The 26,987-nt window shown below is 56.1% G+C and carries 36 protein-coding genes, 1 tRNA gene and 2 pseudogenes; 19 read left to right on the top strand and 20 right to left on the bottom strand.

What is annotated here, in order from left to right; translation table 11 throughout:
• Nucleotides 1–2,367 (top strand): outer membrane protein assembly factor BamA, encoded by a 2,367-nt coding sequence (bamA, locus tag J3D60_RS11045; RefSeq protein ID WP_253491428.1) that lies wholly within the window; start codon nt 1–3, stop codon nt 2,365–2,367.
• 189 nt (nt 2,368–2,556) lie between these two features.
• On the opposite strand, the gene J3D60_RS11050 is transcribed toward bamA, so the two are convergent.
• A complete protein-coding gene (locus J3D60_RS11050) occupies nt 2,557–3,117 on the bottom strand; it encodes a cytochrome b (protein ID WP_253491429.1) in 561 nt (186 codons plus the stop codon).
• Nucleotides 3,118–3,906: 789 nt separating this feature from the next.
• On the opposite strand from J3D60_RS11050, the gene J3D60_RS11055 reads away from it, so the two are divergent.
• Entirely contained in the window at nt 3,907–4,185 is a 279-nt protein-coding gene (locus tag J3D60_RS11055; protein WP_253491430.1) for a hypothetical protein, read from the top strand.
• Nucleotides 4,186–4,391: 206 nt separating this feature from the next.
• Here the strand turns inward: J3D60_RS11055 and J3D60_RS11060 are convergent.
• From J3D60_RS11060 to J3D60_RS11075, 4 genes and pseudogenes are all read right to left on the bottom strand, one after another.
• A pseudogene (locus J3D60_RS11060) lies at nt 4,392–4,514 on the bottom strand (DUF2514 family protein); the annotation flags it as partial.
• A 160-nt stretch (nt 4,515–4,674) separates the two neighbouring features.
• Nucleotides 4,675–4,974: a hypothetical protein gene (locus J3D60_RS11065; RefSeq protein WP_253491431.1), complete on the bottom strand. Its 300-nt coding sequence runs from the start codon at nt 4,972–4,974 to the stop codon at nt 4,675–4,677.
• A 118-nt stretch (nt 4,975–5,092) separates the two neighbouring features.
• Nucleotides 5,093–5,596: a lysozyme gene (locus J3D60_RS11070; protein WP_253491432.1), complete on the bottom strand. Its 504-nt coding sequence runs from the start codon at nt 5,594–5,596 to the stop codon at nt 5,093–5,095.
• Between the two features lie 8 nt (nt 5,597–5,604).
• Nucleotides 5,605–5,850: a holin gene (locus J3D60_RS11075; protein WP_253491433.1), complete on the bottom strand. Its 246-nt coding sequence runs from the start codon at nt 5,848–5,850 to the stop codon at nt 5,605–5,607.
• A 183-nt stretch (nt 5,851–6,033) separates the two neighbouring features.
• Between J3D60_RS11075 and J3D60_RS11080 the strand changes: the two genes are divergently transcribed.
• On the top strand, nt 6,034–6,855 hold the full coding sequence (locus J3D60_RS11080; RefSeq protein ID WP_253491434.1) for a hypothetical protein: 822 nt from the start codon (nt 6,034–6,036) through the stop codon (nt 6,853–6,855).
• Between the two features lie 366 nt (nt 6,856–7,221).
• The gene (locus J3D60_RS11085) at nt 7,222–7,509 is read left to right on the top strand and encodes an antitoxin (RefSeq protein WP_253491435.1); all 288 of its coding nucleotides are present in this window, start codon (nt 7,222–7,224) and stop codon (nt 7,507–7,509) included.
• A 46-nt stretch (nt 7,510–7,555) separates the two neighbouring features.
• Here the strand turns inward: J3D60_RS11085 and J3D60_RS11090 are convergent.
• Nucleotides 7,556–8,723 (bottom strand): annotated as a pseudogene (locus J3D60_RS11090) (IS66 family transposase); the annotation flags it as partial.
• Here J3D60_RS11090 and J3D60_RS11095 point away from each other — a divergent pair.
• The 5 genes from J3D60_RS11095 to J3D60_RS11115 all read left to right on the top strand — a co-directional run bounded on the left by J3D60_RS11095 (nt 8,713) and on the right by J3D60_RS11115 (nt 10,688).
• On the top strand, nt 8,713–9,027 hold the full coding sequence (locus tag J3D60_RS11095) for a hypothetical protein (protein WP_253491437.1): 315 nt from the start codon (nt 8,713–8,715) through the stop codon (nt 9,025–9,027). The pseudogene J3D60_RS11090 and the gene J3D60_RS11095 sit on opposite strands and share 11 nt — an antisense overlap.
• A complete protein-coding gene (locus J3D60_RS11100) occupies nt 9,024–9,587 on the top strand; it encodes a siphovirus Gp157 family protein (RefSeq protein ID WP_253491439.1) in 564 nt (187 codons plus the stop codon). Before J3D60_RS11095 ends, J3D60_RS11100 begins: the two co-directional genes overlap by 4 nt.
• 7 nt (nt 9,588–9,594) lie before the next feature.
• The gene (locus tag J3D60_RS11105) at nt 9,595–9,840 is read left to right on the top strand and encodes a hypothetical protein (protein ID WP_253491441.1); all 246 of its coding nucleotides are present in this window, start codon (nt 9,595–9,597) and stop codon (nt 9,838–9,840) included.
• On the top strand, nt 9,837–10,307 hold the full coding sequence (locus tag J3D60_RS11110) for a hypothetical protein (RefSeq protein ID WP_253491442.1): 471 nt from the start codon (nt 9,837–9,839) through the stop codon (nt 10,305–10,307). The genes J3D60_RS11105 and J3D60_RS11110 overlap by 4 nt, the downstream gene beginning before the upstream one ends.
• A 69-nt stretch (nt 10,308–10,376) precedes the next feature.
• A complete protein-coding gene (locus tag J3D60_RS11115; protein WP_253491444.1) occupies nt 10,377–10,688 on the top strand; it encodes a hypothetical protein in 312 nt (103 codons plus the stop codon).
• A gap of 22 nt (nt 10,689–10,710) precedes the next feature.
• On the opposite strand, the gene J3D60_RS11120 is transcribed toward J3D60_RS11115, so the two are convergent.
• A complete protein-coding gene (locus J3D60_RS11120; RefSeq protein ID WP_253491446.1) occupies nt 10,711–11,115 on the bottom strand; it encodes a hypothetical protein in 405 nt (134 codons plus the stop codon).
• Nucleotides 11,116–11,210: 95 nt separating this feature from the next.
• On the opposite strand from J3D60_RS11120, the gene J3D60_RS11125 reads away from it, so the two are divergent.
• Entirely contained in the window at nt 11,211–11,846 is a 636-nt protein-coding gene (locus J3D60_RS11125) for a hypothetical protein (protein WP_253491448.1), read from the top strand.
• A 345-nt stretch (nt 11,847–12,191) separates the two neighbouring features.
• Nucleotides 12,192–12,752: a hypothetical protein gene (locus J3D60_RS11130; protein ID WP_253491450.1), complete on the top strand. Its 561-nt coding sequence runs from the start codon at nt 12,192–12,194 to the stop codon at nt 12,750–12,752.
• 11 nt (nt 12,753–12,763) lie between these two features.
• Here the strand turns inward: J3D60_RS11130 and J3D60_RS11135 are convergent, their stop codons facing one another.
• A complete protein-coding gene (locus J3D60_RS11135) occupies nt 12,764–13,066 on the bottom strand; it encodes a hypothetical protein (RefSeq protein WP_253491452.1) in 303 nt (100 codons plus the stop codon).
• Between the two features lie 560 nt (nt 13,067–13,626).
• Here J3D60_RS11135 and J3D60_RS11140 point away from each other — a divergent pair.
• On the top strand, nt 13,627–13,803 hold the full coding sequence (locus J3D60_RS11140) for a hypothetical protein (RefSeq protein ID WP_253491454.1): 177 nt from the start codon (nt 13,627–13,629) through the stop codon (nt 13,801–13,803).
• 50 nt (nt 13,804–13,853) lie between these two features.
• Here the strand turns inward: J3D60_RS11140 and J3D60_RS11145 are convergent, their stop codons facing one another.
• Complete coding sequence (locus J3D60_RS11145; RefSeq protein WP_253491456.1) at nt 13,854–14,591, bottom strand: hypothetical protein; 738 nt, start codon at nt 14,589–14,591, stop codon at nt 13,854–13,856.
• A 138-nt stretch (nt 14,592–14,729) separates the two neighbouring features.
• Between J3D60_RS11145 and J3D60_RS11150 the strand changes: the two genes are divergently transcribed.
• Nucleotides 14,730–15,653 carry a DNA cytosine methyltransferase gene (locus J3D60_RS11150; RefSeq protein WP_253491458.1) on the top strand — a complete coding sequence of 308 codons (924 nt, stop codon included), beginning with the start codon at nt 14,730–14,732 and terminating at the stop codon, nt 15,651–15,653.
• Nucleotides 15,654–15,675: 22 nt separating this feature from the next.
• Here J3D60_RS11150 and J3D60_RS11155 read toward each other — a convergent pair whose 3' ends face one another.
• A complete protein-coding gene (locus J3D60_RS11155; protein ID WP_253491460.1) occupies nt 15,676–15,978 on the bottom strand; it encodes a hypothetical protein in 303 nt (100 codons plus the stop codon).
• A complete protein-coding gene (locus J3D60_RS11160) occupies nt 15,971–16,330 on the bottom strand; it encodes a DUF6864 domain-containing function (protein WP_253491461.1) in 360 nt (119 codons plus the stop codon). Before J3D60_RS11160 ends, J3D60_RS11155 begins: the two co-directional genes overlap by 8 nt.
• A 60-nt stretch (nt 16,331–16,390) precedes the next feature.
• Between J3D60_RS11160 and J3D60_RS11165 the strand changes: the two genes are divergently transcribed.
• From J3D60_RS11165 to J3D60_RS11190, 6 genes are all read left to right on the top strand, one after another.
• Complete coding sequence (locus J3D60_RS11165) at nt 16,391–16,717, top strand: DUF4406 domain-containing protein (protein WP_253491462.1); 327 nt, start codon at nt 16,391–16,393, stop codon at nt 16,715–16,717.
• The gene (locus J3D60_RS11170; protein WP_253491463.1) at nt 16,714–17,277 is read left to right on the top strand and encodes a hypothetical protein; all 564 of its coding nucleotides are present in this window, start codon (nt 16,714–16,716) and stop codon (nt 17,275–17,277) included. Before J3D60_RS11165 ends, J3D60_RS11170 begins: the two co-directional genes overlap by 4 nt.
• A 208-nt stretch (nt 17,278–17,485) precedes the next feature.
• The gene (locus tag J3D60_RS11175) at nt 17,486–17,755 is read left to right on the top strand and encodes a hypothetical protein (RefSeq protein ID WP_253491464.1); all 270 of its coding nucleotides are present in this window, start codon (nt 17,486–17,488) and stop codon (nt 17,753–17,755) included.
• 49 nt (nt 17,756–17,804) lie between these two features.
• The gene (locus J3D60_RS11180) at nt 17,805–17,984 is read left to right on the top strand and encodes a hypothetical protein (protein WP_253491465.1); all 180 of its coding nucleotides are present in this window, start codon (nt 17,805–17,807) and stop codon (nt 17,982–17,984) included.
• Nucleotides 17,985–18,058: 74 nt separating this feature from the next.
• Complete coding sequence (locus J3D60_RS11185) at nt 18,059–18,271, top strand: hypothetical protein (RefSeq protein ID WP_059404374.1); 213 nt, start codon at nt 18,059–18,061, stop codon at nt 18,269–18,271.
• Entirely contained in the window at nt 18,271–19,383 is a 1,113-nt protein-coding gene (locus J3D60_RS11190; protein ID WP_253493989.1) for a tyrosine-type recombinase/integrase, read from the top strand. The genes J3D60_RS11185 and J3D60_RS11190 overlap by 1 nt, the downstream gene beginning before the upstream one ends.
• Before the next feature lie 89 nt (nt 19,384–19,472).
• On the opposite strand, the gene J3D60_RS11195 is transcribed toward J3D60_RS11190, so the two are convergent.
• From J3D60_RS11195 to thrS, 9 genes are all read right to left on the bottom strand, one after another.
• Nucleotides 19,473–19,549, bottom strand: a tRNA-Pro gene (locus J3D60_RS11195).
• A gap of 90 nt (nt 19,550–19,639) precedes the next feature.
• Nucleotides 19,640–19,996, bottom strand: a complete 357-nt coding sequence (locus J3D60_RS11200; protein ID WP_003174972.1) for a MerR family transcriptional regulator — start codon at nt 19,994–19,996, stop codon at nt 19,640–19,642.
• Nucleotides 19,977–20,279, bottom strand: a complete 303-nt coding sequence (ihfA, locus tag J3D60_RS11205; RefSeq protein ID WP_002553164.1) for an integration host factor subunit alpha — start codon at nt 20,277–20,279, stop codon at nt 19,977–19,979. Before ihfA ends, J3D60_RS11200 begins: the two co-directional genes overlap by 20 nt.
• Nucleotides 20,280–20,282: 3 nt before the next feature.
• Nucleotides 20,283–22,661, bottom strand: a complete 2,379-nt coding sequence (gene pheT, locus J3D60_RS11210) for a phenylalanine--tRNA ligase subunit beta (RefSeq protein WP_065940348.1) — start codon at nt 22,659–22,661, stop codon at nt 20,283–20,285.
• A 26-nt stretch (nt 22,662–22,687) separates the two neighbouring features.
• Nucleotides 22,688–23,704, bottom strand: coding sequence for a phenylalanine--tRNA ligase subunit alpha (gene pheS, locus J3D60_RS11215; protein ID WP_017737822.1), 1,017 nt, complete (start codon nt 23,702–23,704; stop codon nt 22,688–22,690).
• A 109-nt stretch (nt 23,705–23,813) separates the two neighbouring features.
• On the bottom strand, nt 23,814–24,170 hold the full coding sequence (gene rplT, locus J3D60_RS11220; protein ID WP_003174975.1) for a 50S ribosomal protein L20: 357 nt from the start codon (nt 24,168–24,170) through the stop codon (nt 23,814–23,816).
• A gap of 30 nt (nt 24,171–24,200) precedes the next feature.
• Complete coding sequence (rpmI, locus tag J3D60_RS11225) at nt 24,201–24,395, bottom strand: 50S ribosomal protein L35 (RefSeq protein WP_002553160.1); 195 nt, start codon at nt 24,393–24,395, stop codon at nt 24,201–24,203.
• A 60-nt stretch (nt 24,396–24,455) separates the two neighbouring features.
• Nucleotides 24,456–25,007, bottom strand: a complete 552-nt coding sequence (gene infC, locus J3D60_RS11230) for a translation initiation factor IF-3 (protein ID WP_015884933.1) — start codon at nt 25,005–25,007, stop codon at nt 24,456–24,458.
• Nucleotides 25,007–26,929, bottom strand: coding sequence for a threonine--tRNA ligase (thrS, locus tag J3D60_RS11235; protein ID WP_048719014.1), 1,923 nt, complete (start codon nt 26,927–26,929; stop codon nt 25,007–25,009). The genes infC and thrS overlap by 1 nt, the downstream gene beginning before the upstream one ends.
• Nucleotides 26,930–26,987 lie beyond the last annotated feature (58 nt).

Genomic DNA, 26,987 nt, shown 5'->3' on the forward strand with positions numbered 1-26,987 from the left:
ATGAATTTTTCGCGCCTGCTCTGCTCGGTTGCGCTGCTGCTCAATGCCTCACTGGCACTCGCCCAAGGCTTCAAAATCTCGGATATTCGAATCAACGGCCTGCAACGGGTCTCTGCGGGCAGCGTGTTCGGGGCATTACCCCTGAACGTCGGCGACGAAGCGGATGACCGGCGCCTGGTGGACTCGACCCGCGCGCTGTTCAAGACCGGTTACTTCCAGGACATCCAACTGAGCCGCGAAGGCGATGTGTTGATCATCAATGTAGTCGAGCGTCCTTCGGTTGCCAGTATTGAGTTCGAGGGCAACAAGGCGATTGCCACCGATGACCTGATGAAAGGCATGAAGCAATCGGGCCTTGCCGAGGGCGAGATTTTCCAGCGCGCCACCCTGGAAGGGATACGCAACGAGTTGCAGCGCCAGTACGTTGCCCAGGGCCGGTACTCGGCGTCGGTCGACGCGCAGGTGGTGGCTCAGCCGCGTAACCGCGTGGGCTTGAAAATCAAGATCGACGAAGGTGAAGTGGCGTCGATCCAGCACATCAACGTAGTGGGTAACACGGTGTTCCCCGACGATGCCCTGATCGACCAGTTCACCCTCAAGACCAGCAACTGGCTATCGTTTTTCAAGAACGACGACAAATACGCACGGGAGAAGCTGTCGGGCGACCTTGAACGCTTGCGTTCCTATTACCTGGACCGTGGCTATATCAACATGGATATCACCTCGACCCAGGTCTCGATGACGCCGGACAAAAAGCACGTCTACATCACCGTGAACATCCAGGAAGGCCAGAAATACACGGTGCGGGAGGTGAAGCTCAGTGGTGAGCTGAAAGTCCCGCAGGACCAGGTCCAGTCCTTGCTGCTGGTGCAGAAGGGCCAGGTGTTCTCACGCAAACTGATGACCACCACCTCGGAGCTTATTACTCGCCGCCTGGGCAATGAAGGCTACACGTTCGCCAACGTCAACGGCGTGCCGCAGGCCCACGATGAAGACCACACGGTTGACGTCACGTTCTCCGTCAATCCCGGTAAGCGGGCCTACGTCAACCGTATCAACTTCCGTGGCAATACCAAGACCGACGACAAGGTGCTGCGGCGGGAAATGCGCCAGATGGAAGGTGGCTGGGCGTCAACCTACCTGATCGATCAGTCCAAGGTGCGCCTGGAGCGCCTGGGGTTCTTCAAGGAGGTGAACGTCGAGACGCCTGCGGTGGCGGGCATCGACGACCAGCTGGATGTGAACTACGCCGTGGAAGAACAGGCGTCCGGTTCGATTACCGCCAGTGTCGGCTTTGCCCAGAGTTCGGGGCTGATCCTCGGCGGCTCGATCACCCAGAACAATTTCCTCGGCACCGGCAACTACGCCAGCCTGGGGCTGACCCGCTCGTCCTACCAGAGCAAGTACAACATCGGTTTCACCGATCCCTACTTCACCACCGACGGGGTGAGCCTGGGTTACAACGCGTTCTACAGCAAGACCGACTACAACAAGTACTACGATGACGGGGTGTCCTATTACGCCATCAATAGTTTTGGCCTGGGCGCCACACTCGGTTACCCGATCAATGAAACCTCGCGCTTGAACTTTGGCCTGACCGTACAACACGACAGCATCGAACCGGGCACCTACAGCGCCGACGAGATCTACGACTTTATCGAGCGCGAAGGCAAGGAATTCACCAACTTCAAGGCCAACCTTGGCTGGTCGGAATCGACCTTGAACAAAGGCGTGCTGGCGACTCGCGGGCATTCGCAAAACCTCAACCTGATGGTGACGGTGCCCGGCAGCGACCTGAGTTTCTACAAAATCGACTACACGGGGCAGACGTTCCTGCCTGTCAGCAACACCACATCACTGCGCTTTCACACCAAGCTCGGCTACGGCAGCGGCTACGGCTCCACGGACGGGCTGCCCTTCTATGAAACCTACACCGCCGGCGGCGAAGGTACGGTGCGCGGCTTTGAAAGCGGCACCCTCGGCCCGCGCAACACCCCGGCAACCGGTGCCTACGCCAGTGCCGGGCAGGCGTACTACTCGGACCGGGACACCGAGTCGCTGGGCGGCAATATCCTGATAACCGGCGGCGCGGAATACCTGTTCCCGGTGCCCTTCATCAAAGACAACAAATCCGTGCGCACCTCATTGTTCTGGGACGTGGGGACGGTGTATTCGGACAAGTGCTACCTCAGCACGACACAGGGCTGCGGCAGCGTGGACCTGGGCCAGATGGCCAGTTCGGTGGGAGTTGGGGTGACCTGGTACAGCCCGCTGGGGCCGCTGAGTGTGAACTTGGCGTATCCGATTCGCACGCCGGAGAACGCGGACAAGCAGGTGTTTCAGTTCTCCATGGGGCAGACGTTTTGATTGCGCGCCTATGTATCATTTTTTGTAAAGAAACGCCGTACCAGAGCACCTGTGCGGTGATGTAGACAATTGGCACTCAGCGCACGTTGAGCCTGATGAAAACACTGCCCCGAGCCCCTCTAGAGCATGCATCAACGTCAGGCCCTATCGTGCGAGCCGTTCCGAAACCTGAACGGTCAATCGCTGCGATCAGCTTGGTGCATCAGTCGCACGCCCGGGCAGCATGCCCGCGAGCACCCTGTCTTTGTCAATAAAGTGATGTTTCAGGGCCACGATCACGTGTCCACCTACAAGTACTCCGCATAGCCAGGCGGTGTAGGTGTGAATCGACTTCGCCAGGTCGTACAGGCTTTGATCAGGCTCCACGAGTGCCGGCAGCAAGAACAAACCGGCGACCAGGATGGGTTTATCTGCGACCGAACTCCAATACCAGCCGGACATCGGCAGCCCCACCAGCGCGATGCAGTACAGCAACAGATGGCCAGCGAAAGCGCCCCGCTTCATCAGTGGGCTCATTGTCGCGGGCATTGCGGGGGAAGGATGGGTAAGACGCCAGACAACGCGCAGGACGATAAGGAATAGAAGCACGCTGGCCATCGCCTTATGGAGAAAGGTGAGCTGGTGGAGAGGGTTGAATTCGTCACGCCAATGAACCGCCACGATCCCGACAAGCCAGGCGACCATCCAGATCAACGCCATTCCCCAGTGCAACCACTTTGCGGTAGCTGTGTAGCTTTCTACGTTCGACATCAGCACATACCTCCCGTTAAGAAGCCACGATTATGGTCAACAGTCTTTTTGGAAAAACCGCAAAAATCCGATGATTACCATCGAGTTTTTTGGTTTTCGGGGGCGAAGATGAAAGGGGGAATATGAGTGTGAGAAAAAGCGGTGGTATTTTTCAGGCATGAAAAAGCCCAACCTTTCCAGATTGGGCTAAGTCATTGAATTATATGGTCGGGACGGAGTGATTCGAACACTCGACCCCTAGCACCCCATGCTGGCAGACGTCCTGAAAAGCCTTTAACAGCAACACCTTAGGTAGACGCCCACTGCAATCGACGCCTAACGATGTCGGACGGAGAAGAACGAATCCCCGCAAATTTCCCTACACGCTTTCAGCGTTAAAGTGCCTGGGCCCGCCACCATACCCCGCCCCCCCCAAAAAAAAGGAGCGCGCTGAGCAGATGGTGCTGCACCAAGGCGAGCCGGACGAGACCTTCGAGTGGTTCAAGCTCGATACAGCCATGGGCAATGTGAGGAACAAAGGACCCGAACTTGTCCGCGCGATCAGCACGCAATAACCCTGACATTCGCCTGGCATGCCAGCAGAACGATCAACTCATGGTCGCCGGTTTATGGCAGGCAGCAATTGGAGCCACTAACTGCCGCTAGAGCCCGATCCTCGGCCAGCAACGCCCGCGCCTTTACTTCAAGACTCACCACTTCAGTATTGGGGTCGCTTTTTTGCCCCCTGCTCGGTACCCTAAAATGGCACTATCATGCTGCCACTACTCGCCATCAAGGAAATTCACAATCATGGATATGTCCACTCGACAGGAAACCTTTGTAAAAACAGCTCTTGAGGCAGCAAGCACGGTCGATGCTCGCTGGCTGGCAAACCAATCTCAGTTTAATGGGTTTGATCATGAATTATTGAGTGCCACGGCCAAAGCCGCCCTTATCGGTTCGGTAGCGATTCTTGCCCACACCCACGAGCTCGATGATCAGATCGTTGTTGAATCTTTGAGTATCCAGACGAAAGGCGATGCCAGGGCAGTAATTGACAAGGTTCACGACTTGGTCCCAGGCTTATAAACTCAAGATGCGTGTCTAGCTCTGTAGAGTTAGCGTTTGAGTTAAAACCATGGCGCTGCAGTCAGCAGCCTAGGATCAAAACCTTCTAACTATGCATTCACCATGCGCTACCTGATTTTGCCTAGTAAAATCAGGTAGCTTTAGGCAGCTCAGTTGCGTTCCCCCCTCATCGGCGAACGAACATAACGCACGCATAGCCAGGATTTTCATTTCGCACCAATCCTCACTCCGCCATAACTCCGTTCATATGCCAAGCCGGCTACTCTGGCGCGGTCATAAGCCTCTGTCAGCTCTCCCGCTCTTTTTTCAGCCGGTTGGAGCAGGTCGGTAGCGCCAACCTCGCCGGGCAGCTCCGGGATCGCCGCAGGCTGTGGGGGCGGTCAGCAGCACCAGCATCCTGCTCAGAGAGAATCAGCGGTTGCTGATGAAGACGGTGCAGGTGAGCGCTGGATAAGTCGGCGCCCCACTGATCGAAAACAACTCAAGCCTTTAAGGTGCCTTTACGTTGCCAGAAACGATGATCGTATTATTGCTTGCTGCCGGGAACGCACCAGCCGCCGAGTAAATCACGGCCTGGGAGCCCAAGGCATAACCACCGCACAGCGCCCCGGTCGATTGGTTGTTTGCCGAAATAGGCATTCGTGCGGGAACGGAGAACGGCAGAGACAGCGTAAGGAAGCCCGAGGCGGTACCCAGCGTAGTGAATGTCACCCTGGCATCGAAGGCATAGCGGTCTTTGTCTCGAGTCCAGTTCAATGCCGCGCCAGTAGATGCGCCGATGGCACCCACGCCCGCGCCGGCTACCCGAATACGTACTCGGCGTGAGCGGTCTGGGCGTTGTCCCGGCGATGCGTCTGGATTCCCAACAGGATCGCCAGTGCTGCGATGTTGGCGAACAGGTACTGATTCATTGCGCATCCACGCACTTGGCATGGCGCTCAAGCTGGCGAGTCCAAACCCCGGCGCAGCGCTTGTTGCCCGGTGTCGAACAGTCGAAGCCAGCGGCATAGCGGTACTTGAGCAAATCGTTGCAGGCCTGGGCGTAGTTTCCGACCAGCAGGTCACGGCGCGGGGATCCAGCGAGCCAAGTGCCAATGCCGTATTGCCTCACGAAATCCATGTACACATCGAACTCCACCTTGTGGAGCTTCACGCCCGTGAGCGATGCGGCGAATTGCTTCTCGGCCTGGCTGTTCAGGTTGCGGGCCAGGACTTCGGCGCGGGCCGGGGTGATGATGTCGCCCAATCGGACTGGCGAGCCGTCTTCGTAGCGGGTGGAGCCGTGGCCGATGGTGGGAACGTCGCCCTTTGTAGGAATGACGGCGACTGGCGTGAACCCTTCACTGGCCTGCCAGGTGGCAAACCCCACGCTGCTGATGCTCAGCAGAGCCAAAGCAACGCGCTGACGCATTTGGGGGCTCATAACCGGCATTGATCGCGCAGAGCCTTGATGCGCTCCTGGCCCTCTGCGTGCTCCCGGCGATCTTTGCGCACCTGGAAGTACAAATTGATCAGCAGGCCCAGCACCGCCACACCAGCGATACCGATCCAGTTCATCTGGGACAACCAGCCGACCATGCCAGCAGCACCGCCGACGATCATGCCCTTGTTGGCCACTGATGCCCCCACCACCTCAACGATGCTCTCGGGCGTCGGGTTGGCCATCTCTCTTCTCCTGCCTGGGGCTGCCATAGGGGCCTCCAGAAATGAAAAGGCCCTGCTTAATAGCAAGGCCAGGGTTGTTATAAAACGTCAAAATGTAGCGTATCCAAGGCATTCAAATAGAAAAGCCCCCTTAAAAAACGCTGCTAATATCAGTTTGCCTTCACTCTAAAAACAGGGATAAACATGAGCAAACTAATAGTCTTACTTATATCGCTATCTATGCTTCTTGGATGCAGTGGGAAAAATCTTCGCCCAATGGATCTATCCACCACAAAATGCACCTCTACAATTCCAAGCATTTGTCGGATGACGTCTATACAAAATGAAATGGCCGAGTACGCGAACGGGGCAAGTTTGAACAGCTCCACCTTAAACTTAGTAGCCCTAGGCGGCGCGGGAGTTGGCGCTATAGGGCTAGCAACAGATTCACATTCTGACCTATACAAATCAGCTGGAGCTATTATTTTAACCTCGCTAGGATTCAAGTCATGGGGGAACTTTGAAGAACAATCAAAAACTTACTCTTCCGCCTACTATAAACTTGGATGTGCAATCCCATATGTAGAGAGCATTAACAAAAAAGGTGATGACCTTCAGAAAATCTCAACGTCCGAAGCTGGAGCCTTATATGTAAAATCACTCAAAGTCGTACCCGAAGCTGAAAGTTTAACGAATGAGAACCTTCCACAAGCTATCGCTAAAGGTATTTCAAATTACAGAGCATTAGAAAATAAAGCGATGGCGGAAAACATCATCGCCACGATCAACAGAGACGCTTCAGCAGACGCTCTAAACCTTCAAAAAAATGCTCGCACCGAAGTGGAGAGGAATTCATTCAAAACTGAAGAAAGCATCAAGGTGATCTACAACACCGCTTTTCAAAGCACTAACTTCATGTCTGACGCAGGGGACGATTCGGGCTTATCCAAACTATATGCAGATGTAATATCAGATAAAGTAAAGTATCTTGAGTGCATGCAGTTAAGCTCCAAACCAGAGCCATAATACTCCACAAAGGTGGCTTCATATTAAACCACTGGAAAAACCCGATTCGTTTGTCGGGCTTTTCCATGGTGTCGTGCTGGAACAGCTGAACACCGTGCCATGAAAACAGGTCGGCATCCGGCATGAAAGGACTATCTATGCGGCATCGCTCATCCCGTGCAGCACGCCGTCAATCCAGCCAACACCGGACTTGATTACCTCTCTTGCAGAACGCTCTGACATTTTGCCCGACTCCCCTACGTGCTCGGGTCGCGCCTCGACAGCTCAGCGATCAGCCTCTATAAGAGCCCGAGCATTTTCTGAACTGGCGCACTTGCCGCCCCCCACAAAAAGACCAGAATAAAGACCTATATAGGAGTCTTATCCATGCAAAATATTCTGGCTGACGTGGTGGTGAGCGTTTCCGAACTCAAGAAGAACCCCTCTTCCGTCTTAAGCGGCGCCAACGGCATGCCTGTGGCTGTGCTGAACCACAACCGCGTTATTGGCTACATGGTTCCGGCAAATGTCTACGAAGCGATGGTAGAGCGCCTGGACGAGCAGGAACTGGCCCACCTGGTCAAGGCCCGGCTCGACGCTAACGAAACACCTGTTCGAGTATCCCTCGACGAGCTGATTGGCGAGGCGGAGGCAGATATCGCCAATGGCCATTGAGTACGAAGTCGAGTGGGATCCGAAAGCGCTGAAGGAGTTGCGTATGAGGCTGTGTCTTTTCCATCCAGTTTTTCAACTGAGCCAACACCGGCAGGCTGTGCTCGTGACGACCGGTTTTATGCTCGCCGTCGTTGTCGGCTTTTAGGTCGCGTTCTATGCCATACAGCTTGTTGATCAGGTTCAGCGCGATGTCGGCACGGCCCGTCTTGCCTTTGGGTTGGACTTTTTGCGCTTCGACGAATTTGCGTCGTGCATGCGCCCAGCAACCTAGACGTTCAACCCCCGCCTGCGCGCACAGCGCGTTGTAACCGGCATAATCATCGGTCATCACGTAGCCGCGATAACCATCAAGCAGACGCGTCGGCACCTCCTGAGCCCGGCTGGTGGAGCAGTCGAAAAGGATCACTGGTTTGTCGGGTGGGCCGCCGGTTTACACCACATCCAAGACTGACTGCTTGGCTCCCGATCAGGCTCTTTCAACACCTGTACCCGGGTTTCATCGCAGTGGATGATGTGGCTTTCCAGCAACCGGTCGCGCATTAAATTCAACAGTGGTTGCAAGTGTTCGCCGCACTGGATAACCCAGCGGGCCAAGGTCTGGCGCGGGATATCGATGCCATGGCGGCCCAGCACTTTTTCGAAACGGTGAAGCGGTAAACCGTCCACGTATTTGGTGGTCAGCAGCATCGCCAGCACACTTGGGCTGGCCATACTTTTTTCAATCAACTGAGCGGGCTTGTCCGCAGTAACTGGTGCCGTTTCACAGGCACGGCAACCGTAGACCTTACGAACGTGTTTGATCACGCGGATTTGCATCGGCACGATTTCAAGCTGCTCGCTGACCTCCTCGCCGATGGCGTGTTTGCGGCAACCACAGGCGCAGGTCAGTTCGTGTGCGGGCAGTTCATGGATGACTTCGACGCGAGGGAGATCAGCGGACAGCGGCTTGCGCTTGCCGCGCCGTTGGGTTGGGTTGGCGCAACAACCTCTTCTTCAGAGGCTTCATCAATGGGCTCGACGACGCTTTCTGCTTCATTGAACAGGGCCAACTGCGGCGTTGTCGGATCAGCGGTTTGCTCGGACTTGCGTCCGAACAGGCGCTGACGCAGCAGCGCATTTTCTTCTTCGAGGAAACCGACTCTGGACTGCACCTTCGCAAGCAGCTGCTTGAGCAATTCAGGATCGTCGGGGAGGTTTTCAGGCATGGAAATCATGCCCAACTTTGGCATGTTCGACGACCCCGCCTACGTCGACACCATCACCGAAGAATTCAAGATCGAGAAGGCTGAAGACAAAGACGCCGAAATTCTGCGCCAAAAACAGGAGCGCATTGAATGGCTCGCCTCGGCTGTCGAGACCATAGGCAAGGCGGTAACCACCTACGAGCTGAAAACACTGAACGTGAAATACATTCGTGAGGCAACACGCCGTAACGAGCCAGCTTTCATCGCGCGGATCACCCGGGCGTTCGAAGAGCGTAAAGCCACCCTGGAAAAATTGACTGAGGACGCAGCATGACTCAACTCTACGCACTGACCGGCAAGCTGGCTGAGCTTCAGGCCATGGCCGACACCGATGATGAGGGCCTGAAAGAGGCTCTTCAACATGCCATGGACGAAGTGCAAGGCGACTTCAACGATAAGGCTGACAAGATCGTCATGTTGCGCCGGAACATTGAAAGCGACGTGACGGCTATCGACAACGAAATCGAGCGCCTGGCTGAACTCAAGCGGATCAAGTCCAACAGCGTGTCGCAGATCGGCGACTACCTGCGCCGCAACATGGAAGCCGCAAACATCAAGTCGATCAAGCGTCCGCTCTTCACCATCACGCTGGCCGTGGGCAGCGAGCGGGTGATCGTGGACAACGAAGATGCAGTGCCGGACGAACTGACCACTGTGAAGTCGAGCATTGCTCCGGATAAAAAGGCCATTGCCGCCAAGCTCAAGGAGATACGCGAACATAACGAAGCGGTGCGCAAGCGCATGGCAGCCGGTGAAGACGCTGAACACGAACTTTTACCCGAACCTACCTGGGCTCATTTGGAGCGCGGCGACAGTTCGATCCGAATCAAGTGAGGTCGGCATGTACGTCAGCAATCACCTCAACCTGGTTGAGCAGCAGCGTCAGCACGCCGACTCAATATCGGAGCGCACGGCGCAGTTTCTGGCGGCTGGCGGAACGATCTACCTGGGTGAAAGCCCGGCGATTAACCCTCCACCGCCGCAGCGCTCCACCAAGATCGATCCCGAAACCATCCTCAAGCGCCGCAAGCCGCCCATCACCCGGGCCGAGCGTGAAGCGCTGCGCAAACTAGCGGAGGCATTATGAGCAAGCGCAAGCCGCATAACCTGCAAGCCCGCATTGCCCGGTCGTGCCGCTCGCTGCTGGCATCCAACCACGTCGCCGTGGTCAACATCGACCCCAGCGGCCGCCAAGGCATGATCAATTACAAGTCGCTGAAGAACATCGCGCCGGGGAAGATTGGCCAGGCCGTTTGCGGTATTCCCCACCGCTGGACGATCTACCTGAGCGCCCTCTGCATCGACGCCCGCGGCGACCGGTACAACAAGTCGGTGGAGGTAGCGCCCGATGGCGTTTACCTCTCCGACCATCTGGAGGACGTGATCGAGCATTGCTACAAGAAGCTACGCGATGAGGCCAATCAAAGCCAGATGGTGGCTTCGGGCTGGATTGCCATTCCTGAAGCGATCTCGCTGGACGAGGCACACGCCGCGCGCATCTTCGAAGCCGTCGGTGCTTGGCGCCAGGTGAAGGTCGATTCATGCGCCGCATAGCCCGCACCCAGCAACGCAAACGTCAAACCTGGCTCGCACTGCCGGCCAGCGGAATAGAAGAGGTAGGCCATGGCCATGGATCAGAAAGCGCGATCTGCAAAGAGCGCGGCGAAACGCAAGGAGCGCGGAACGGAGGATCTCCGGCTTCGTGTGTGCAAGGGCGAGAAAGATTGGCTCTTGCAGTTGATGGAGTGGACCGAGGACACGGAGCAAGGGTCAGTAATGGCCGGCTGCCTGCGCCATGTTCACTCGCTGGGTCGTGAAGGCGCGATCGAAGCACTGCGAAGCCGCCACAAAATCGACGTTAACGAAAACGTGGCGGCAGAACTCTACGCCATCGGCCAGCGCCAAGCATCACGGCTCGACGCCAAAGAATTTTAGTGTCGCTCAACTCGAAGAGAAACTAACGGTCCCTGATCTTTTCTCCTCTTTTTCGAACTATAAAGTCGATTGTCCTCTGCGCTTCGCTTGCAACCATATCGACGAAAAGGGTTTTGCTCGTCTTCCATCCAGGCAGAGAGCGCTCAAGTATTCTGACTGTCACGGAGTGATATTTCTTCATGAATCTAAGCTCAAAAATCACCGCTATTTGAGCGTCGATATATGGCGCACGATCTTCATCAGGGCCTCTAACTAGGCTCTGAACCATTCGATGGTAATTTTCAAACTCCCGGGCTTCAAATTCATCCTTCTTTATCGAGAAGTATCTGTAAACGCTAAACCCGGCAATGCTGGCAGCCAAAACAATACTTGCCCAGTCCGCGTTCGCAAAAAACGCTTTGATTAGCGCATCAAAATCCACTTCCATGCCTGTTCTCCTCCTAAAGAACTTATCAATACATCATTTAATCTCAAATCGCCACTATCCAGCATCGGAGGGCGGCGCCTGACTGGAGATAATCCATGAGAAAGCCAAAAGTCGATCCGGCATCGCGTAAGGTGCTGGCCTACTCCGTAGAGACCAACGATCCCGAAGAATCCAATATCCAGTTCGCCACGTCGAACGCAGCGGCTCGACGCCAGGGTGCGGACGAGATCGGCACAGACTTCGGCGCAGTGTCCTGCCGACGAGCTCATTGGGCTGACCAGTATGCGGGCCAGCGCTTTATCCCGGCGAAGGCTTACATCGACGCCGGCTGGTGGTTCGGCTGCAACCATTGCGGGGCCAGGTGCGACAGTGATGCCAGCTATTGGGATGAAGAGACCGAAACCGATATTGCACTGAACCTGGTGTTCGATGGTCGCGTGGTCTACTGCTCTGCGGACTGCAAGTCCGGACACGAAACCGAGGTCGCGGCACGCAATGCAAGATTCGAAGGGTTCAAGGTTCGGGTCGAGGCAGAGCGCCCGGGAGTCACTTTCACCGAGTTCACCGGTGGTTATCCATGGTGCGGCAACAAAGCGCTTTTCACTTTTCCCGGCGCCCAATACGGCGGAACAGTGACCGACTCGGAAGAAAGCATTGAGCTGAAATGGTATGTGGCCCAAGGCGATAAAGCAGCCTGGGACCGCTTCATTGCTGAGCATGAAGCAGTCTGATCCAGCGTCATAAATTGCAGTGGCCCAGAAAGCCTAAGCTAGCGATCTTCCGTCCAGACAGTCTCAAAAGGAGAAAATGTCTCCTGGGTTCTGCGCCATTGGCAGGAACATGTCTCGCAGGTGTAGAACGAAATATCCTTGCCGATCATGCTTCGCTCTCCCGTTTTATAAAAGCCGTTGGCATTAGACCCGTCGTCAATCTTGTGCATTACCTCTTCACAGCACTCTTTGATAAACATCGCGCTCCTCCTTGATACGGCTCCATGCCGGTCTCCCGTAATACCCCAACCCAAACCAAATTGCCACCACCGGTAACGGAGGACGGCGCCTGACTGGAGATAATCCATGAGCAACTACATGTACAAGACAACAGCGCCTGCCGTGGTTGCTGCGGTGAAGGCCTGGAACACCAAGCGAGCCGCCTTGAACGCGCAGCGCGCCAAGCTGGGCCAGGTTTTCGGCGGCGAGACTTCGCCAATGCGCTCCGGCAGCCGCAGCTACGTTGGCGGCGTGAAGCTCAGCTCAAGCCGTGATCTGGATGAGCACTGGTGCCGTCCGGACCAGTACGGTTACCGAGCGCTACGCTCCAGCGCCAAGCCTGCGAAAGGGACGCCGAAGGAAGCACGCGCAGCCCTGGTCGCCGAGCATGAGCGCCTTTCGGCCCTGTGGAAAGAGCATTGCCCTGCCAGCATCGACATGGACGAAGCTTGGGAGGCGATCGGCTTGAACCCAGGCGCCCTGTGGATGTGCGGTGGTGTGTTCTTCGAGCTTGATGGCGTCGTGTACCTGAATCTCGGCATCCGCCTTGAGGATGGAAACGAGAAAATCGAGGGCGCCGCCGAGATCCTCGGCAGCGAATTTGAAGCGGCACACCAGACAGTGCTTGGTCAGCGCAAAGCGGCCTGACCTGCCTTCACCTATTGCGCTGAACCTCGCAACGCCGCATCCCTTGATGCCGAGACTGATTTGTAAAGCGCCCAAATGTTGCAAAGAAGCCGCTTCAATCCTTCTTCGGAAATGTTGCCGGATCGAAGCTGCTTTGCGAAACCTTCGATCTGGCCGAAGTTAGATGCCTCAAGGTGCTCTGGAAAGTCCTTAGCCTTGAGCGGCCCAAGCTCACGTATCGCGCTCTCAGCCCTATCGCGCTCCGTTCCTGTGTGTGTAATGAAGGCCTCAACGGCGTTTTGCAGCAAGTAATGCTTCTCGTGAAGACCGTTCATAACTCTGCCTTTTTTTGAAATTTCTAGCCGATCACAAATACCCCATATCAACGAATCACGCCAGCCGCCAGCGCCCTATCGCCTTCTGTTCGTATTGGGAATAAAGCTACCCAAGAAAAATACAGCCGCCGGCCCTATGAGCCAAGCGGCGGTCGTTCCCGGACTGACAATAGGTACAGCGATAGCAATTGCAAACAGGCCTATTCCTGCCCACAGCCGCCTACGCGGCGTGAACCACTCACGGAACGCTTCAAGCTTTTTACCGGCCATTTCCACATCCTTGTTCGATAAGCATCGCAGCATATCACCCACTTTAACGAATCACGCCAGCCGGCGAGGCAGGCGCACGCTTGGAGACAACCCATGCAAGCAGTCATCTACGCTGGCCTGCGCAACGGCGAGCGCGATCAGCGAATCCACGATGCCTTGGTCTATAAGCACGTCGTTGAGGTCGCCAAGGAGTTCCAGCTGGCACCGAAGACGATCCGAGCGGCGGCAAAGCGCATTCAAAACGCTGTTGTGTTCGATCTCTGTCTGCTAGGGGGGGGGGGGGGCAGCCAATGCCTATTGGCAAAGTCGTCGCGGACTGTTTCCGGAAAGCGGCCCTCGGCGCTTACCGGAACTACCACGGCACCTTTCGCAATCTTGATCTGCCTTGCTGGGTGATCACCGATGGCACCAACCGCATTGAGGTGATGGAGCTTCGCAAGATCTATACCGGCGAAGTTTCGCTGTAGACACCACCATCTTCTGAGCCCTCATGAATCACGCCACGCCTGATCTCGAGTTAATTGATTGCGTCGCTGATACCGCATGATCCAGGAATATGCTTTTCAACCGTCCATTTATACGATGGACTTATCAGTTTGAATTTGTCCTTTTTCTGACATAGGCGAAGAAGGTATTTTCCATTTACCGAACCAACCAGCACTCCCCCTACTGCTTGTTTCTCAACTGCAGCGTAGGGGAAAGCACCTTTTTCATAAGCAGTCGCAAACGTCTTAGTGCTATTCACCAAGTAAGATGAAAAGCACGATGCGAAAACAAATAAAAGCAAACCCGCTGCGATATACTCGTAAGAACCTTTCTCATAAGAGTATCGAGCGACATTAGCAATAAAAACTCCAAGAACAAGGTATGAGGCGCCGTAGACCATCAGTTCACTTATATATACATCTAGCACATAACCTAGAAACCGAATGCCAATGCCAATACTTATTGCGATACCCAGCACAATAAGTCCGACGATACGTCGCCCGTGATTGTCTATTTCTAGAGAAGTTCTGTAACCAAAAAATAGTGGAACAGCCGTTAGCGCACAGAAGAAAACATCAACCACTCCGTTGGCAACAACATCCTGAACCGAATGAAACGGAAGCACCCAACTACAGTTTAAAGCTGAATATAGGAAATAGAATTTAAAATAGCCTGCTATATACGCTGCCATGCCAAGCACACCAACTGCCCCAACAATCTTTCCACCCCAATCAATAAAGCTTATTTCTTGCTTCTTCATTTTGCGCATGGTCTTCCCACCGTTGTATGTGCAGGTGTCCGGTATTCCTCGGAAATTATGACCTACATCTACTCAAACATCAGTAACCAGCGCTTACAGCTAACCACCACCCTCCACCGCCCGGGCATGGCCCGGCAAGGACTCCCCATGCTCACAGCAATTGATTTGTTTTCTGGCTTCGGCGGATGGACCCGTGGTGGTAAGGACGCCGGGCTCGACGTCCTATGGGCTGCCAACCACTGGCCAGCCGCTGTGGAGTGGCATACCAGGAACAACCCAGACACGCAGCACGTCTGCCAGGATTTGCACCAGGCTGATTGGTCGCAGGTGCCGAAGCATGACGTGATGCTGGCCTCTCCGTGCTGCCAGGGCCACGCAAAGGCTCGTGGCAAGGCCGCAGGCAACCCCCAGCATGACAACTCGCGCTCCACAGCCTGGGCCCCGTTGGCAAACGCCGAGGTGAACCGCCCGGACTTCGCCGTTATCGAGAATGTGCCGGAGTTCATGGATTGGATCCTGTACCCGGCATGGGCAGATGCGATGCAACGCCTGGGCTACTCTTTGGCGCCGCATATCGTGGACTGCGCCGACCTCGGTGTGCCTCAGCATCGGGTGCGCCTGTTCATGGTCTGCTCCCGCAGCAAGGCGCCGCTCCACCTGCAGCTCCAGCAGCACCAGCATGTGCCGGCCAGCGACATTATCGACTTCAACGCCGGCAAGTGGTCGCCGATCATCAAGCCAGGCCGTGCAGAATCAACGTTGATCCGCGTGAAGAACGGTCGGGAGCGGTTCGGGGAGCGGTTCGTGATGCCCTACTACGGTTCAGGGTCAGGGCTCACCGGCCGCAGCCTGGACCGCCCTATCGGCACTATCACCACGTTAGATCGGTGGGCTGTGGTCGACGGTGACCGCATGCGCATGATCACTGCCGATGAGGCAATGGCCGCTCAGTCCTTCCCGAAAGACACGCTGCGCCCAGTTAACCACCGGCTGACGATGCACATGACTGGAAATGCAGTACCGCCTCTGGCCGGACAGCGAATAATTGAAGCACTAAGGGCGGCAGCATAGGTTCTCTTCCATTTAGATTGGATTACTGGCTTTTGCCGAAGGCATAACCAAGTGCCAATGTAATGATGGGAATGAATATAGACCATACAGACTTTATTTCATCGATGTACTTGAAGTCCTTATTAGCAACTACCAAAGAAAAAAGAAGAAGACTTATTACGCCAGCGGTAAAAAAGCTCCAAGTTATAGTCATCCAGACGATGGAGTTTTTAGCATTCTCGCCGCTACCAATATTTTCAGTTATTTTTCCAGCAATATTTTGCTTGGGAGTAGGGGCTTTCCTACCAACTTCCCCTGAAACGACTCTGCTTTTAATTTCAGACATTTTTCTCAGGCCCTAATAGAAAGCAATAAGTGAAACGACGCGCCGTTCCTAGATCATTCTCCATAGAGTGCACATAAAAAGTCACCGCAATATCTCTACCATCAATAGAGGCGATAGGCAGCGGAGACAAAACCCCCTCACCCAATGTGTTATTGAAATTTATAAGTTTTATATTCAGTACACCATCAACATTCTCCGAAGCAAATCTTGCGGTAGTACCGTCCTTTATATTCTCGAACGAAAACCTTAATTTCAACCCGGTAATATGAAAATCTATAGGTGAATTAAGAGCATGCACCTCACCAGTGGCAACAACTTCATATCCACTTACATACGCTTTTACTTCAAACATTGAAACACCCTCATTCAGATAGCCACTACTTTATACGATTCACACAATGCGAGGTATCCCGTGCCCCCGACTAATTGCAAGAGAGTTTACCTCAGCGGGCCCATGACCAGCCTGCCCGGTCTCAACTTCCCGCCCTTCGCCGCAATGATAGACAGCCTGCGCGCCGGCGGTCACACCGTCACCAACCCAACCGAACTCAACCCGGACGGCGGCTCCTGGAACGACCGCATGCGCCGCGACATTGTCTCCCTGATGGAATGCGACACCGTGGCCACCCTGCCGGACTGGGAGCATTCAAAGGGTGCCCGCCTGGAAGTCCTGATCGCCGAACGCCTCGGCATGACGGTTGTGAATGCCCATGATCTGGTAACGAGGGAGGCTGTATGAGCAATCGAAGAGAAGGCGGACATTGCGCCACTCACAAGAGAAACCATCAGGATGGATGCCTGGATTGTTCCATTGCCCGTGAAGAAGCCCTGCAACAGCGCCTGACCGCAGCGGATGAGCGAATTTGTCAGTTGACCAAGCCGCAGGGCATGCAGGTGGCCTGCATGCCAGTTGAGCGCTGCTACGACGTCCGGGCGAAGATGATCATCGCCTTCAACGAGGCCAAGAAGGCCGGCGGTGATTTGGATGACGCGCTCGACGCCGCATACAAGTCAGCCCTGCGCTATTCGCCAAACCCACTGAGCGCCGAGGAGCCCGATAGGTCACCAGAGGCTTATGCCATCGAGCACGCCGAGTACATGGCCAAGTCAGCCGACCAGGTGCTGGCGAAGTTCCAGGCATACGGCCTGGCTCTGCTGGCCGTTGATGAGGGCGGTGACGACGGCGAAGGTGAGCTGCTGGAGAATATCGACTCCGCCCGCAGTGACCTGCAGGAGTCACTGGTTGATCTGCGCAGCATGGTTTACGAGTTCCGCAAGCGTGCCGCCAAATCCCGATAGGAGTACATCCGTACTCCACCCGCAAAACCTGTAACCCCTCCCCCTTCAAAGTCAGCCGCTATAGCAGCAAGGAAAAGTGTTGCCGATGAAAGCTCTTTCCATTCGCCAGCCCTGAGCCTGGCTGATCGTCAACGGTGGCAAGTCCATTGAAAACCGCACGTGGCACACAAAGTTTCGCGGCCGCTTCCTGATCCACGCCGCCAAGGGTATGACCAAGGCCGAATACATTGATGCCCTGGCGGTAGTGGTCCGTGCAGCCGATGCAGACACCCTCAAAAGCCTGCCAATGATGAAGGATCTGCAGCGCGGCGGCATCATCGGCTCGGCGGACCTGGTCGATAGCGTCGATCACAGTGAGTCGCCGTGGTACATGGGCGCCAAGGGGTTCGTGCTGTGCGATCCGCGCCCGCTGCCGTTTACTCCTTTCAAGGGCCGACTTGGCTTCTTCGAAGTGCCTGACGAACTGGTGACGCCATGATCGCCACCCTCTGGTTCGCCTACGTCTTCATCTACAAGGGGCCAAGGCCATGAAGCGGTTCTTCCGCCGCAAGGTCGAGGCATGGCTGATCCTGCTGGCAGCCAAGATCCTGATCGATCGCAACGTCCATCGCGCAGCGGTGGTATCCCGCCGCGACAACAACGACATGTGGAGCATGGCCGAAAAGCTCGAAGCCATCGCCCGGCGCATCAGCAAGAACTACTCCTAACCCCCAATCCCCCTACATGCCTGCCGGTGAGCGGCGGGCCACCTCATGCTGCTACGCAAGGAAAGGAGCACCCCATGAAAAGAGAGTTGATCAAGATCAGTGAGTTCCAGCGCCGGCGGTGGGGCGAGAATGGGACGCCTCAGTGCCCCCAAGCGATCCGCAACCACATTCGGAACGGCGCAGTGCCCGGCGAGCAGATCGGGAAACTCTGGTACGTTGATTGGACCGCATTCACCCGCTCGGACGGCAACGACCTGGTGGCGATGGTATTGAAAGGAGCTGCATGATGGTCCCTCGGCCGCGCAACAAGGCGAACAAAAACCTCCCGCAGAATCTGTACTTTGATGCGCGCCGGTCGACATATCGCTATCGCCGGCCGACCGATGGGAAGTGGTTCCAGTTCGGCGGCGATCGCATCAAGGCCATCGACGCTGCCAAACAACTAAACCTGGAGTTCATGCGTGGCGCCGACCTGGTCGGCGCCGTACTCTCCGCCTCGTCGGAGTCATTTTCCACTTTCCTTGACACCTACGAGCGCGACGTACTGCCCCCGCGCGAACTGGCAAAAGGGACCTTGGGCCTTTATGCCGTGCACTTCCGCCGCTTCCGGAAGCAGTTCGAAGGCAAAGCGGTTGACCAGATCACGATCCGCATGATCGCAGAGATGCTGGACGCCATCACCCCACGTTCGGCAAACCAGTCCCGGGCTCTGTTAATCGACATTTTCAACCACGCAGCAGCCAAAGGCTTGTGCCCGGACAACCCCGCAGCCAGCACCATCAATCGGATCGAGAAGAAACAGCGCAAACGGCACACCGTCGAGGGGCTGAAAGCGATCAGGGAGAAGTCGCCGGCGTGGCTACAGAATGCAATCGACCTGGCACTGATCACCGCCCAGCGCCGCACAGACATCTTGGACATGCGCTTTGATGGGGTCCGGGAAGGTTTCCTGTATGTCGTGCAGAAGAAGACGGCCAAGGCAACAGACGCGGCCTGGATTCGGTTCAGGGTCACGCCCGAGTTGCAGGCGGTAATCAGCCGGTGCCGCGCTGATGTAGTTTCGCCGTACCTGGTGCACCGCAAGCCGGATCGGCTGAAACAGAAGCAGGCACAGACAAAGGACCACTGGACGAAGATTGAGGAACGGTATTTGACGCGAGCGTTCAAGGAGGCAAGAGAGGCGGCGAACTGCTACGCGGGATGGAAGGAGGAAGAGATGCCGGGCTTTCATGAGGTACGAGCGCTGTCGCTGCACCTGTACAAGAAAGCCGGTAAGGATGGGCAGAAGATTGCAGGTCATGCGAGCGAGGGCATGACCAAGAACTACCAGCGAGACCACGAGGAAATCATCTGGTCCGAGGCGATTCCGGACCTGAATATCAGCGAAATCACCGGGTAGTTTTGCGCCAGTTTTGCGCGGGTTTTGCGCAGGCACAAAAAAGCCGATCTAACTGATCGGCTTAAGAGTCTGATTTTACTCAGGAATAATGGTCGGGACGGAGTGATTCGAACACTCGACCCCTAGCACCCCATGCTAGTGCGCTACCGGACTGCGCTACGCCCCGACTAGGCGTGTTACTGGGTTCGCTTCGCAACGAAGCGATCAGGAATATACCGCAAGCTTTTGAAATGTGGAAGTATTTTAAAAGCCTGAATCATTTCTTCAAAACCACCAGCACATCTTCCAGTTCGGAGATCATCTGGCGGATCAGTTGCTTGTACTGGGTGGTGTCGTCTTTGGCTTCATCACCGGACATACGCTGGCGCGCGCCGCTGATGGTGAACCCCTGGTCATACAGCAATGCACGGATCTGTCGGATCATCAGCACATCCTGGCGCTGATAATACCGACGGTTCCCAGTGCGTTTCACGGGGTTGAGTTGAGGAAACTCCTGCTCCCAATAGCGCAGCACGTGCGGTTTTACCGCACAGAGCTCGCTGACTTCACCAATGGTGAAGTAGCGTTTGCCTGGGATGACGGGTAGCTCGTCGTTATGACTTGGTTCCAGCATAAGCCTCAACTCGGGCCTTCAACTTCTGCCCTGGACGAAAGGTGACCACACGGCGAGCCGTGATCGGGATTTCTTCTCCCGTTTTTGGATTGCGGCCAGGCCGCTGGCGTTTGTCCCGCAGGTCAAAATTGCCGAAACCGGACAATTTGACCTGTTCGTTGTCTTCCAGAGCGTGTCTGATCTCTTCAAAAAACAGCTCGACCAATTCCTTGGCCTCACGCTTGTTCAGACCCAACTCTTCGTACAGACGTTCCGCCATCTCAGCTTTCGTCAAAGCCCCCATACGTCACTTCCTTAACGTGGCGTTCAACCTTTGTTCGAGCGAGGTGAGGATATTTTGTGTCGTGGCATTCACCTCATCGTCATTAAGAGTGCGCGATGGATGCTGCCAGGTCAAGCCAACTGCAAGGCTTTTTCTATGCGGATCAATGCCTTTACCCTGATAGACGTCAAATAGCCTGAGGTCTGTCAGCCATTCCCCTGCATTTTCACGGATTACATCCAGAACAGCAGTAGCGGCGACTTCACGATCGGCGATCAGGGCCAGGTCGCGACGCACTTCAGGGAAGCGCGACAACTCGCTGAATTTAGGCATTTTGCCCGAAGCCACTTCAGCCAGGACCAGTTCGAAGACGAAGACCGGGCGGTCGAGCCCAAGGGTTTTCGACAGCTCTGGGTGGATGGCGCCGACGAAGCCCACCAGGCGACCTTCGCGCTCAATACGCGCAGTCTGACCTGGGTGCAGCGCCGGGTGGTTGCCTGGCACAAATGTGAAGTCGTCCAGTGCACCGGCAAACCCCAGTACCGCTTCCACGTCCGCTTTAACGTCGAAGAAGTCCACGGCATCCCGGCCTTGCGCCCAGCCTTCCGGCAAGCGGCTTCCGCAAACAACCCCGGCCAGCATCGGCTCTTGCTTCAGGCCGTCGAGTTGACCGACAAACCGCAGGCCGCTTTCAAACATGCGCACGCGGTCTTGCTGACGGTTCAGGTTATGGGAAAGGGCTTTCACCAGGCCTGGCCACAGGGACGAACGCATGGCGGCCATGTCGTTGGAGATCGGGTTGGCCAGCAGCAGCGGCTCGACGCCCGGATTGAACAGCTCGAACTGCTTCGGATCGATGAAGCTGTAGGTCACCGCTTCCTGATAGCCACGGGCAACCAGCAGACGACGTAGCTCAGGCAAGTGCGCACGCGCTTCTGCCTTGGGTTGCGGTGCCAGGCGCGCTTGCGGGTAACGAACCGGCAGGCGGTTGTAACCGTACAGGCGAGCCAACTCTTCGATCAGATCGACTTCCAGGCTGATATCGAAGCGATGGCTTGGCACTTCAACATGCCACTGCCCTTCCCCACCCGCAGAAATGTTCAACCCGAGGGCCGACAACAATTGCTCGATTTCAGCCGGTGCGATGACCAGGCCAAGCATTTGCTCGACACTTTTGGCGCGCAGGGTAATTGGCGCAACGGACGGCAGGTACTGTTCGTTGACGGTTTCAATGATCGGACCGGCCTCGCCCCCAGTGATCTCCAGCAGTAGGCCAGTGGCGCGCTCCATGGCTTCACGGGCGAGCTTCCAGTCCACACCACGCTCATAGCGATGCGAAGCATCGGTATGCAGGCCGTAGGAGCGGGCCTTGCCAGCGATGGCAATCTGGTCGAAGAACGCGCTTTCAAGAAACACATCGCGCGTGGTCGCGGACACACCGCTGTGCTCGCCCCCCATCACACCGGCAATCGCCAGGGCGCGGGAATGGTCAGCGATCACCAGGGTGTCGGCGCGCAGGCTGACTTCCTGGCCATCAAGCAGAACCAGCTTCTCGCCTTCTTCGGCCATGCGCACGCGGATGCCGCCATTGATTTCAGCGAGATCGAAAGCGTGGAGCGGCTGGCCCAGTTCAAGCATCACGTAGTTGGTAATATCGACAGCCGCGTCGATGCTGCGCACGTCGGCGCGACGCAGGCGCTCAACCATCCACAGCGGGGTTGGCTTGGACAGGTCGACGTTGCGGATCACACGCCCCAGGTAACGCGGGCAAGCGCTTGGCGCCAGTACTTCGATCGGACGTACTTCATCGTGCGCCGCAGCCACTGCGGCCACCACTGGACGAGTCACGGGAGCGTTGTACAGCGCGCCCACTTCACGTGCCAGGCCAGCAAGGGACAGGCAATCGCCACGGTTCGGAGTCAGGTCGACCTCAATGCTGGCGTCTTCCAGCTCCAGGTAGACGCGAATGTCCTGGCCCACTGGCGCATCGCCCGGCAGTTCCATCAGGCCGTCGTTGCCCTCGCCTACTTGCAGCTCCGCCTGGGAGCACAGCATGCCGTTGGACTCGACGCCACGCAGCTTGGCTTTCTTGATCTTGAAGTCGCCCGGCAGTTCGGCACCGATCATGGCGAACGGGATCTTCAGGCCCGGGCGCACGTTAGGCGCTCCGCACACGACCTGGAACGTTTGTGCGCCATTGCTGACCTGGCACACACGCAATTTGTCAGCATCGGGGTGTTGCTCGGTGCTCAGCACCTCGCCCACCACCACACCACTGAAAACACCGGCGGCCGGCGTAACGCTATCGACCTCAAGACCGGCCATCGACAGACGCGCAACCAGCGCATCGCGATCTACCTGCGGGCTTACCCAGCCGCGCAGCCATTGTTCACTGAATTTCATCCTGCTCTCCTAAAGATTCGTTACGACTAGCGAAATTGCGCGAGGAACCGCAAGTCGTTGTCGAAGAACAGACGCAAGTCGTTCACGCCGTAACGCAGCATGGCCAGACGCTCAACGCCCATGCCGAAGGCAAAGCCCGAGAACTCTTCCGGATCGATCCCGGACATGCGCAGCACATTGGGGTGAACCATGCCGCAGCCCATCACTTCCAGCCAGCCAGTCTGCTTGCAGACGCGACAGCCTTTACCGCTGCACATCACGCATTCCATGTCGACTTCTGCGGATGGCTCGGTGAACGGGAAGAACGATGGACGGAAACGCACCGCCAGCTCTTTCTCGAAGAACACTCGCAGGAACTCTTCGATGGTGCCCTTGAGGTCGGCGAAGTTGATGTCGCGATCAACCAACAGGCCTTCGACCTGGTGGAACATCGGCGAGTGGGTGATATCTGAGTCGCTACGGTACACACGGCCTGGGCAGACAATGCGGATCGGCGGCTTGTTCGCTTCCATGGTGCGGACCTGTACCGGCGAGGTATGGGTGCGCAACAGCATGTTTGCGTTGAAATAGAAGGTGTCGTGCATCGACCGGGCCGGGTGATGGCCTGGGATGTTGAGCGCCTCGAAGTTGTGATAGTCGTCTTCGACCTCAGGGCCTTCGGCAATGCCGTAGCCGATGTGGGTGAAGAACTGCTCGATACGTTCCAGAGTCCGGGTGATCGGATGCAGACCGCCCGAGGCCTGGCCACGGCCAGGCAAGGTAACGTCAATGGACTCGGCGGCGAGTTTGGCCGCGAGATCGGCCTCCTCCATGGTCGCCTTGCGTGCATTGAGCACCTCTGTGACACGCTCCTTGGCAACGTTGATCAGCGCGCCGACTTGCGGGCGCTCTTCAGCCGGCAAATTTCCCAGGGTCTTCATCACCTGAGTCAATTCACCCTTTTTGCCAAGGTAGTGAACCCGGATTTGCTCCAGGGCATTGATATCTTCAGCGCTTTGCACAGCCTCAAGAGCTTGAGCGACGAGCGCGTCCAGGTTTTCCATGTACAGACTCCAGATACAAAATAGGGGAAGAGCTTGAAGGCTCTTCCCCTATTTATGACGTTTACCACCTTGGGCTACAGGCGCAGCCCAGGGTGACTGTCGGGGGTACTTAAGCCAAGGTGGCTTTAGCTTTCTCGACAATCGCAGCAAACACCGCTTTTTCGTTCACGGCCAGTTCAGCCAGAACCTTACGGTCGATTTCGATGGACGCTTTTTTCAGGCCAGCGATGAAACGGCTGTAGGACAGACCGTTAACACGTGCACCAGCGTTGATACGAGCGATCCACAGAGCGCGGAACTGACGTTTTTTCTGACGACGGTCGCGGTAGGCGTATTGGCCTGCCTTGATTACCGCTTGCTTGGCAACACGGAATACGCGTGAGCGCGCGCCGTAGTAGCCTTTAGCGAGTTTCAGAATTTTTTTGTGACGTTTACGGGCAATGACGCCACGCTTTACACGAGCCATGAGTTACTTCCTCTATTCTTGATCCAAAAATTAACGAAGGCGCAGCATGCGCTCGACTTTTGCCACGTCAGACGGATGCAGCAAGCTGCTACCGCGCAGTTGACGCTTACGCTTGGTCGACATTTTGGTCAGGATGTGGCTCTTGAAAGCGTGCTTGTGCTTGATACCGTTAGCAGTTTTCAGAAACCGCTTAGCAGCACCACTTTTAGTCTTCATCTTTGGCATGTTCGGATACTCCGCATTCAGTTGATAAACATAATCAGAAGGCCTGCCGTGCCCTGTTGATTACTTCTTCTTTTTCGGGGCGATGACCATGATCAGCTGGCGTCCTTCCATCTTAGGATGCTGTTCGACCGAACCGTACTCGAGCAGGTCAGCTTCAACCCGCTTGAGGAGTTCCATCCCCAGCTCCTGGTGGGCCATCTCACGGCCGCGGAATCGCAAGGATACCTTGGCCCTGTCCCCATCACTCAGGAAACGTACCAGGTTGCGCAGTTTTACCTGGTAATCCCCTTCCTCCGTCCCTGGACGAAACTTGATTTCTTTTACTTGAATCTGCTTCTGGTTCTTCTTCGCCGCGGCAACCTGCTTCTTCTTTTCGAAGATCGACTTGCCGTAGTCCATCACCCGGCAAACGGGTGGGATTGCATCGGCGGAGATTTCCACCAGGTCCAACTTGGACTCTTCTGCAATACGAAGCGCTTCATCAATCGAGACGATGCCAATCTGCTCGCCGTCAGCGCCAATTAACCGAACCTCGCGTGCCGAGATATTCTCGTTGATCGGGGCTTTCGGTGCAGCTCGTTTATCTTGTCTCATTTCACGCTTAATAATAATTACTCCGAATCTGGGCGACCACGCCGGGAAACCGCTTGCGCGAGGAACTCAGCGAACTGGGCGACGGGCATCGAGCCCAGGTCAGCACCTTCACGAGTACGCACAGCGACAGTCTGCATCTCGACTTCCCGATCTCCGATAACCAAAAGATAGGGAACCTTGAGCAAAGTATGCTCGCGGATTTTAAAGCCGATCTTTTCATTTCTCAAGTCGGACTTGGCACGAAATCCGCTTTCGTTGAGAGTTTTTTCAACTTCAGCAGCAAAATCCGCCTGTTTATCAGTGATATTCATGATCACCGCCTGAGTCGGAGCCAGCCACGCAGGGAACGCACCCTCGTAGTGCTCGATCAGGATACCGACGAACCGTTCGAACGAGCCGAGGATCGCCCGGTGCAGCATAACCGGGTGTTTACGACTGTTATCTTCGGAGACGTATTCGGCTCCCAAACGGATCGGCAGGTTAAAATCGAGCTGCAAGGTACCACATTGCCAGACACGGCCAAGGCAATCTTTCAACGAGAACTCGATCTTCGGGCCGTAGAAGGCGCCCTCACCCGGCTGCAGATCGTACGCAAGGCCCGCACTGTCTAGCGCTGCGGCCAAGGCCGCTTCGGCGCGATCCCACAGTTCGTCGGAACCGACGCGTTTTTCCGGACGAGTGGAAAGCTTCATCTCGACTTCGGTAAAGCCGAAATCACGATAAACGTCCATGGTCAGCTTGATGAACGCGGCCGATTCGGCCTGCATCTGCTCTTCGGTACAGAAGATGTGGGCGTCGTCCTGGGTGAAGCCGCGTACCCGCATGATGCCGTGCAACGCACCCGATGGCTCGTTACGGTGGCAGGCACCAAACTCGGCCAGGCGCATCGGCAACTCGCGGTAGCTCTTCAAGCCCTGGTTGAACACCTGCACGTGGCACGGGCAGTTCATCGGCTTGATGGCGTAGTCGCGGTTTTCCGACTGGGTGGTGAACATGTTGTCGGCGTAGTTGGCCCAGTGTCCGGATTTCTCCCACAGGCTGCGATCAACGACCTGCGGGGTCTTGATCTCCAGGTAACCGTTGTCGCGCTGAACCTTGCGCATGTACTGCTCGAGCACCTGATACAGGGTCCAACCGTTCGGGTGCCAGAACACCATGCCCGGCGCTTCCTCCTGGAGGTGGAACAGGTTCAGGCGCTTGCCGATCTTGCGGTGGTCGCGCTTTTCGGCCTCCTCGATGCGCTGGATATAGGCGGCCAGCTGCTTCTTGTCAGCCCAGGCAGTGCCGTAGATGCGTTGCAGTTGCTCGTTCTTCGCGTCGCCGCGCCAGTAGGCACCGGACAGCTTGGTCAGCTTGAACGACTTGAGGAAACGCGTGTTCGGCACGTGGGGACCACGGCACATGTCGACGTATTCTTCGTGGTAGTACAGGCCCATGGCCTGCTCGTCCGGCATGTCTTCCACCAGGCGCAGCTTGTAGTCTTCGCCACGCGCAGTGAACACGTCGATCACTTCGGCGCGCGGAGTGACTTTCTTGATGACGTCGTAATCTTTTTCGATCAGGGCGTGCATGCGCTGTTCGATAGCGGCCAGATCGTCCGGGGTGAAAGGACGCTCGTAGGCGATGTCGTAATAAAAGCCTTCGTCGATCACCGGGCCGATCACCATTTTCGCGGTGGGATACAGCTGCTTGACCGCATGGCCAATCAAGTGCGCGCAGGAGTGGCGAATGATCTCCAGCCCCTCTTGATCCTTGGGCGTGATGATTTGCAGGCTGGCATCGGAGGTGATCAGGTCGCTGGCGTCAACCAGCTTGCCATCGACCTTGCCGGCCACGGTGGCCTTGGCCAGGCCAGCACCAATGGATGCGGCGACCTCGGCTACGGAAACCGAATGATCGAATGAACGTTGACTGCCGTCGGGAAGAGTAATAGTTGGCATGGCGCCTCCTCTCCTAGTGGTGACCCCTACCAAAGGTCACGTGGGTTGGGATGAGCCA

This window comes from Pseudomonas sp. S3E17 (assembly GCF_024168685.1).
Classification (GTDB): domain Bacteria; phylum Pseudomonadota; class Gammaproteobacteria; order Pseudomonadales; family Pseudomonadaceae; genus Aquipseudomonas; species Aquipseudomonas marginalis.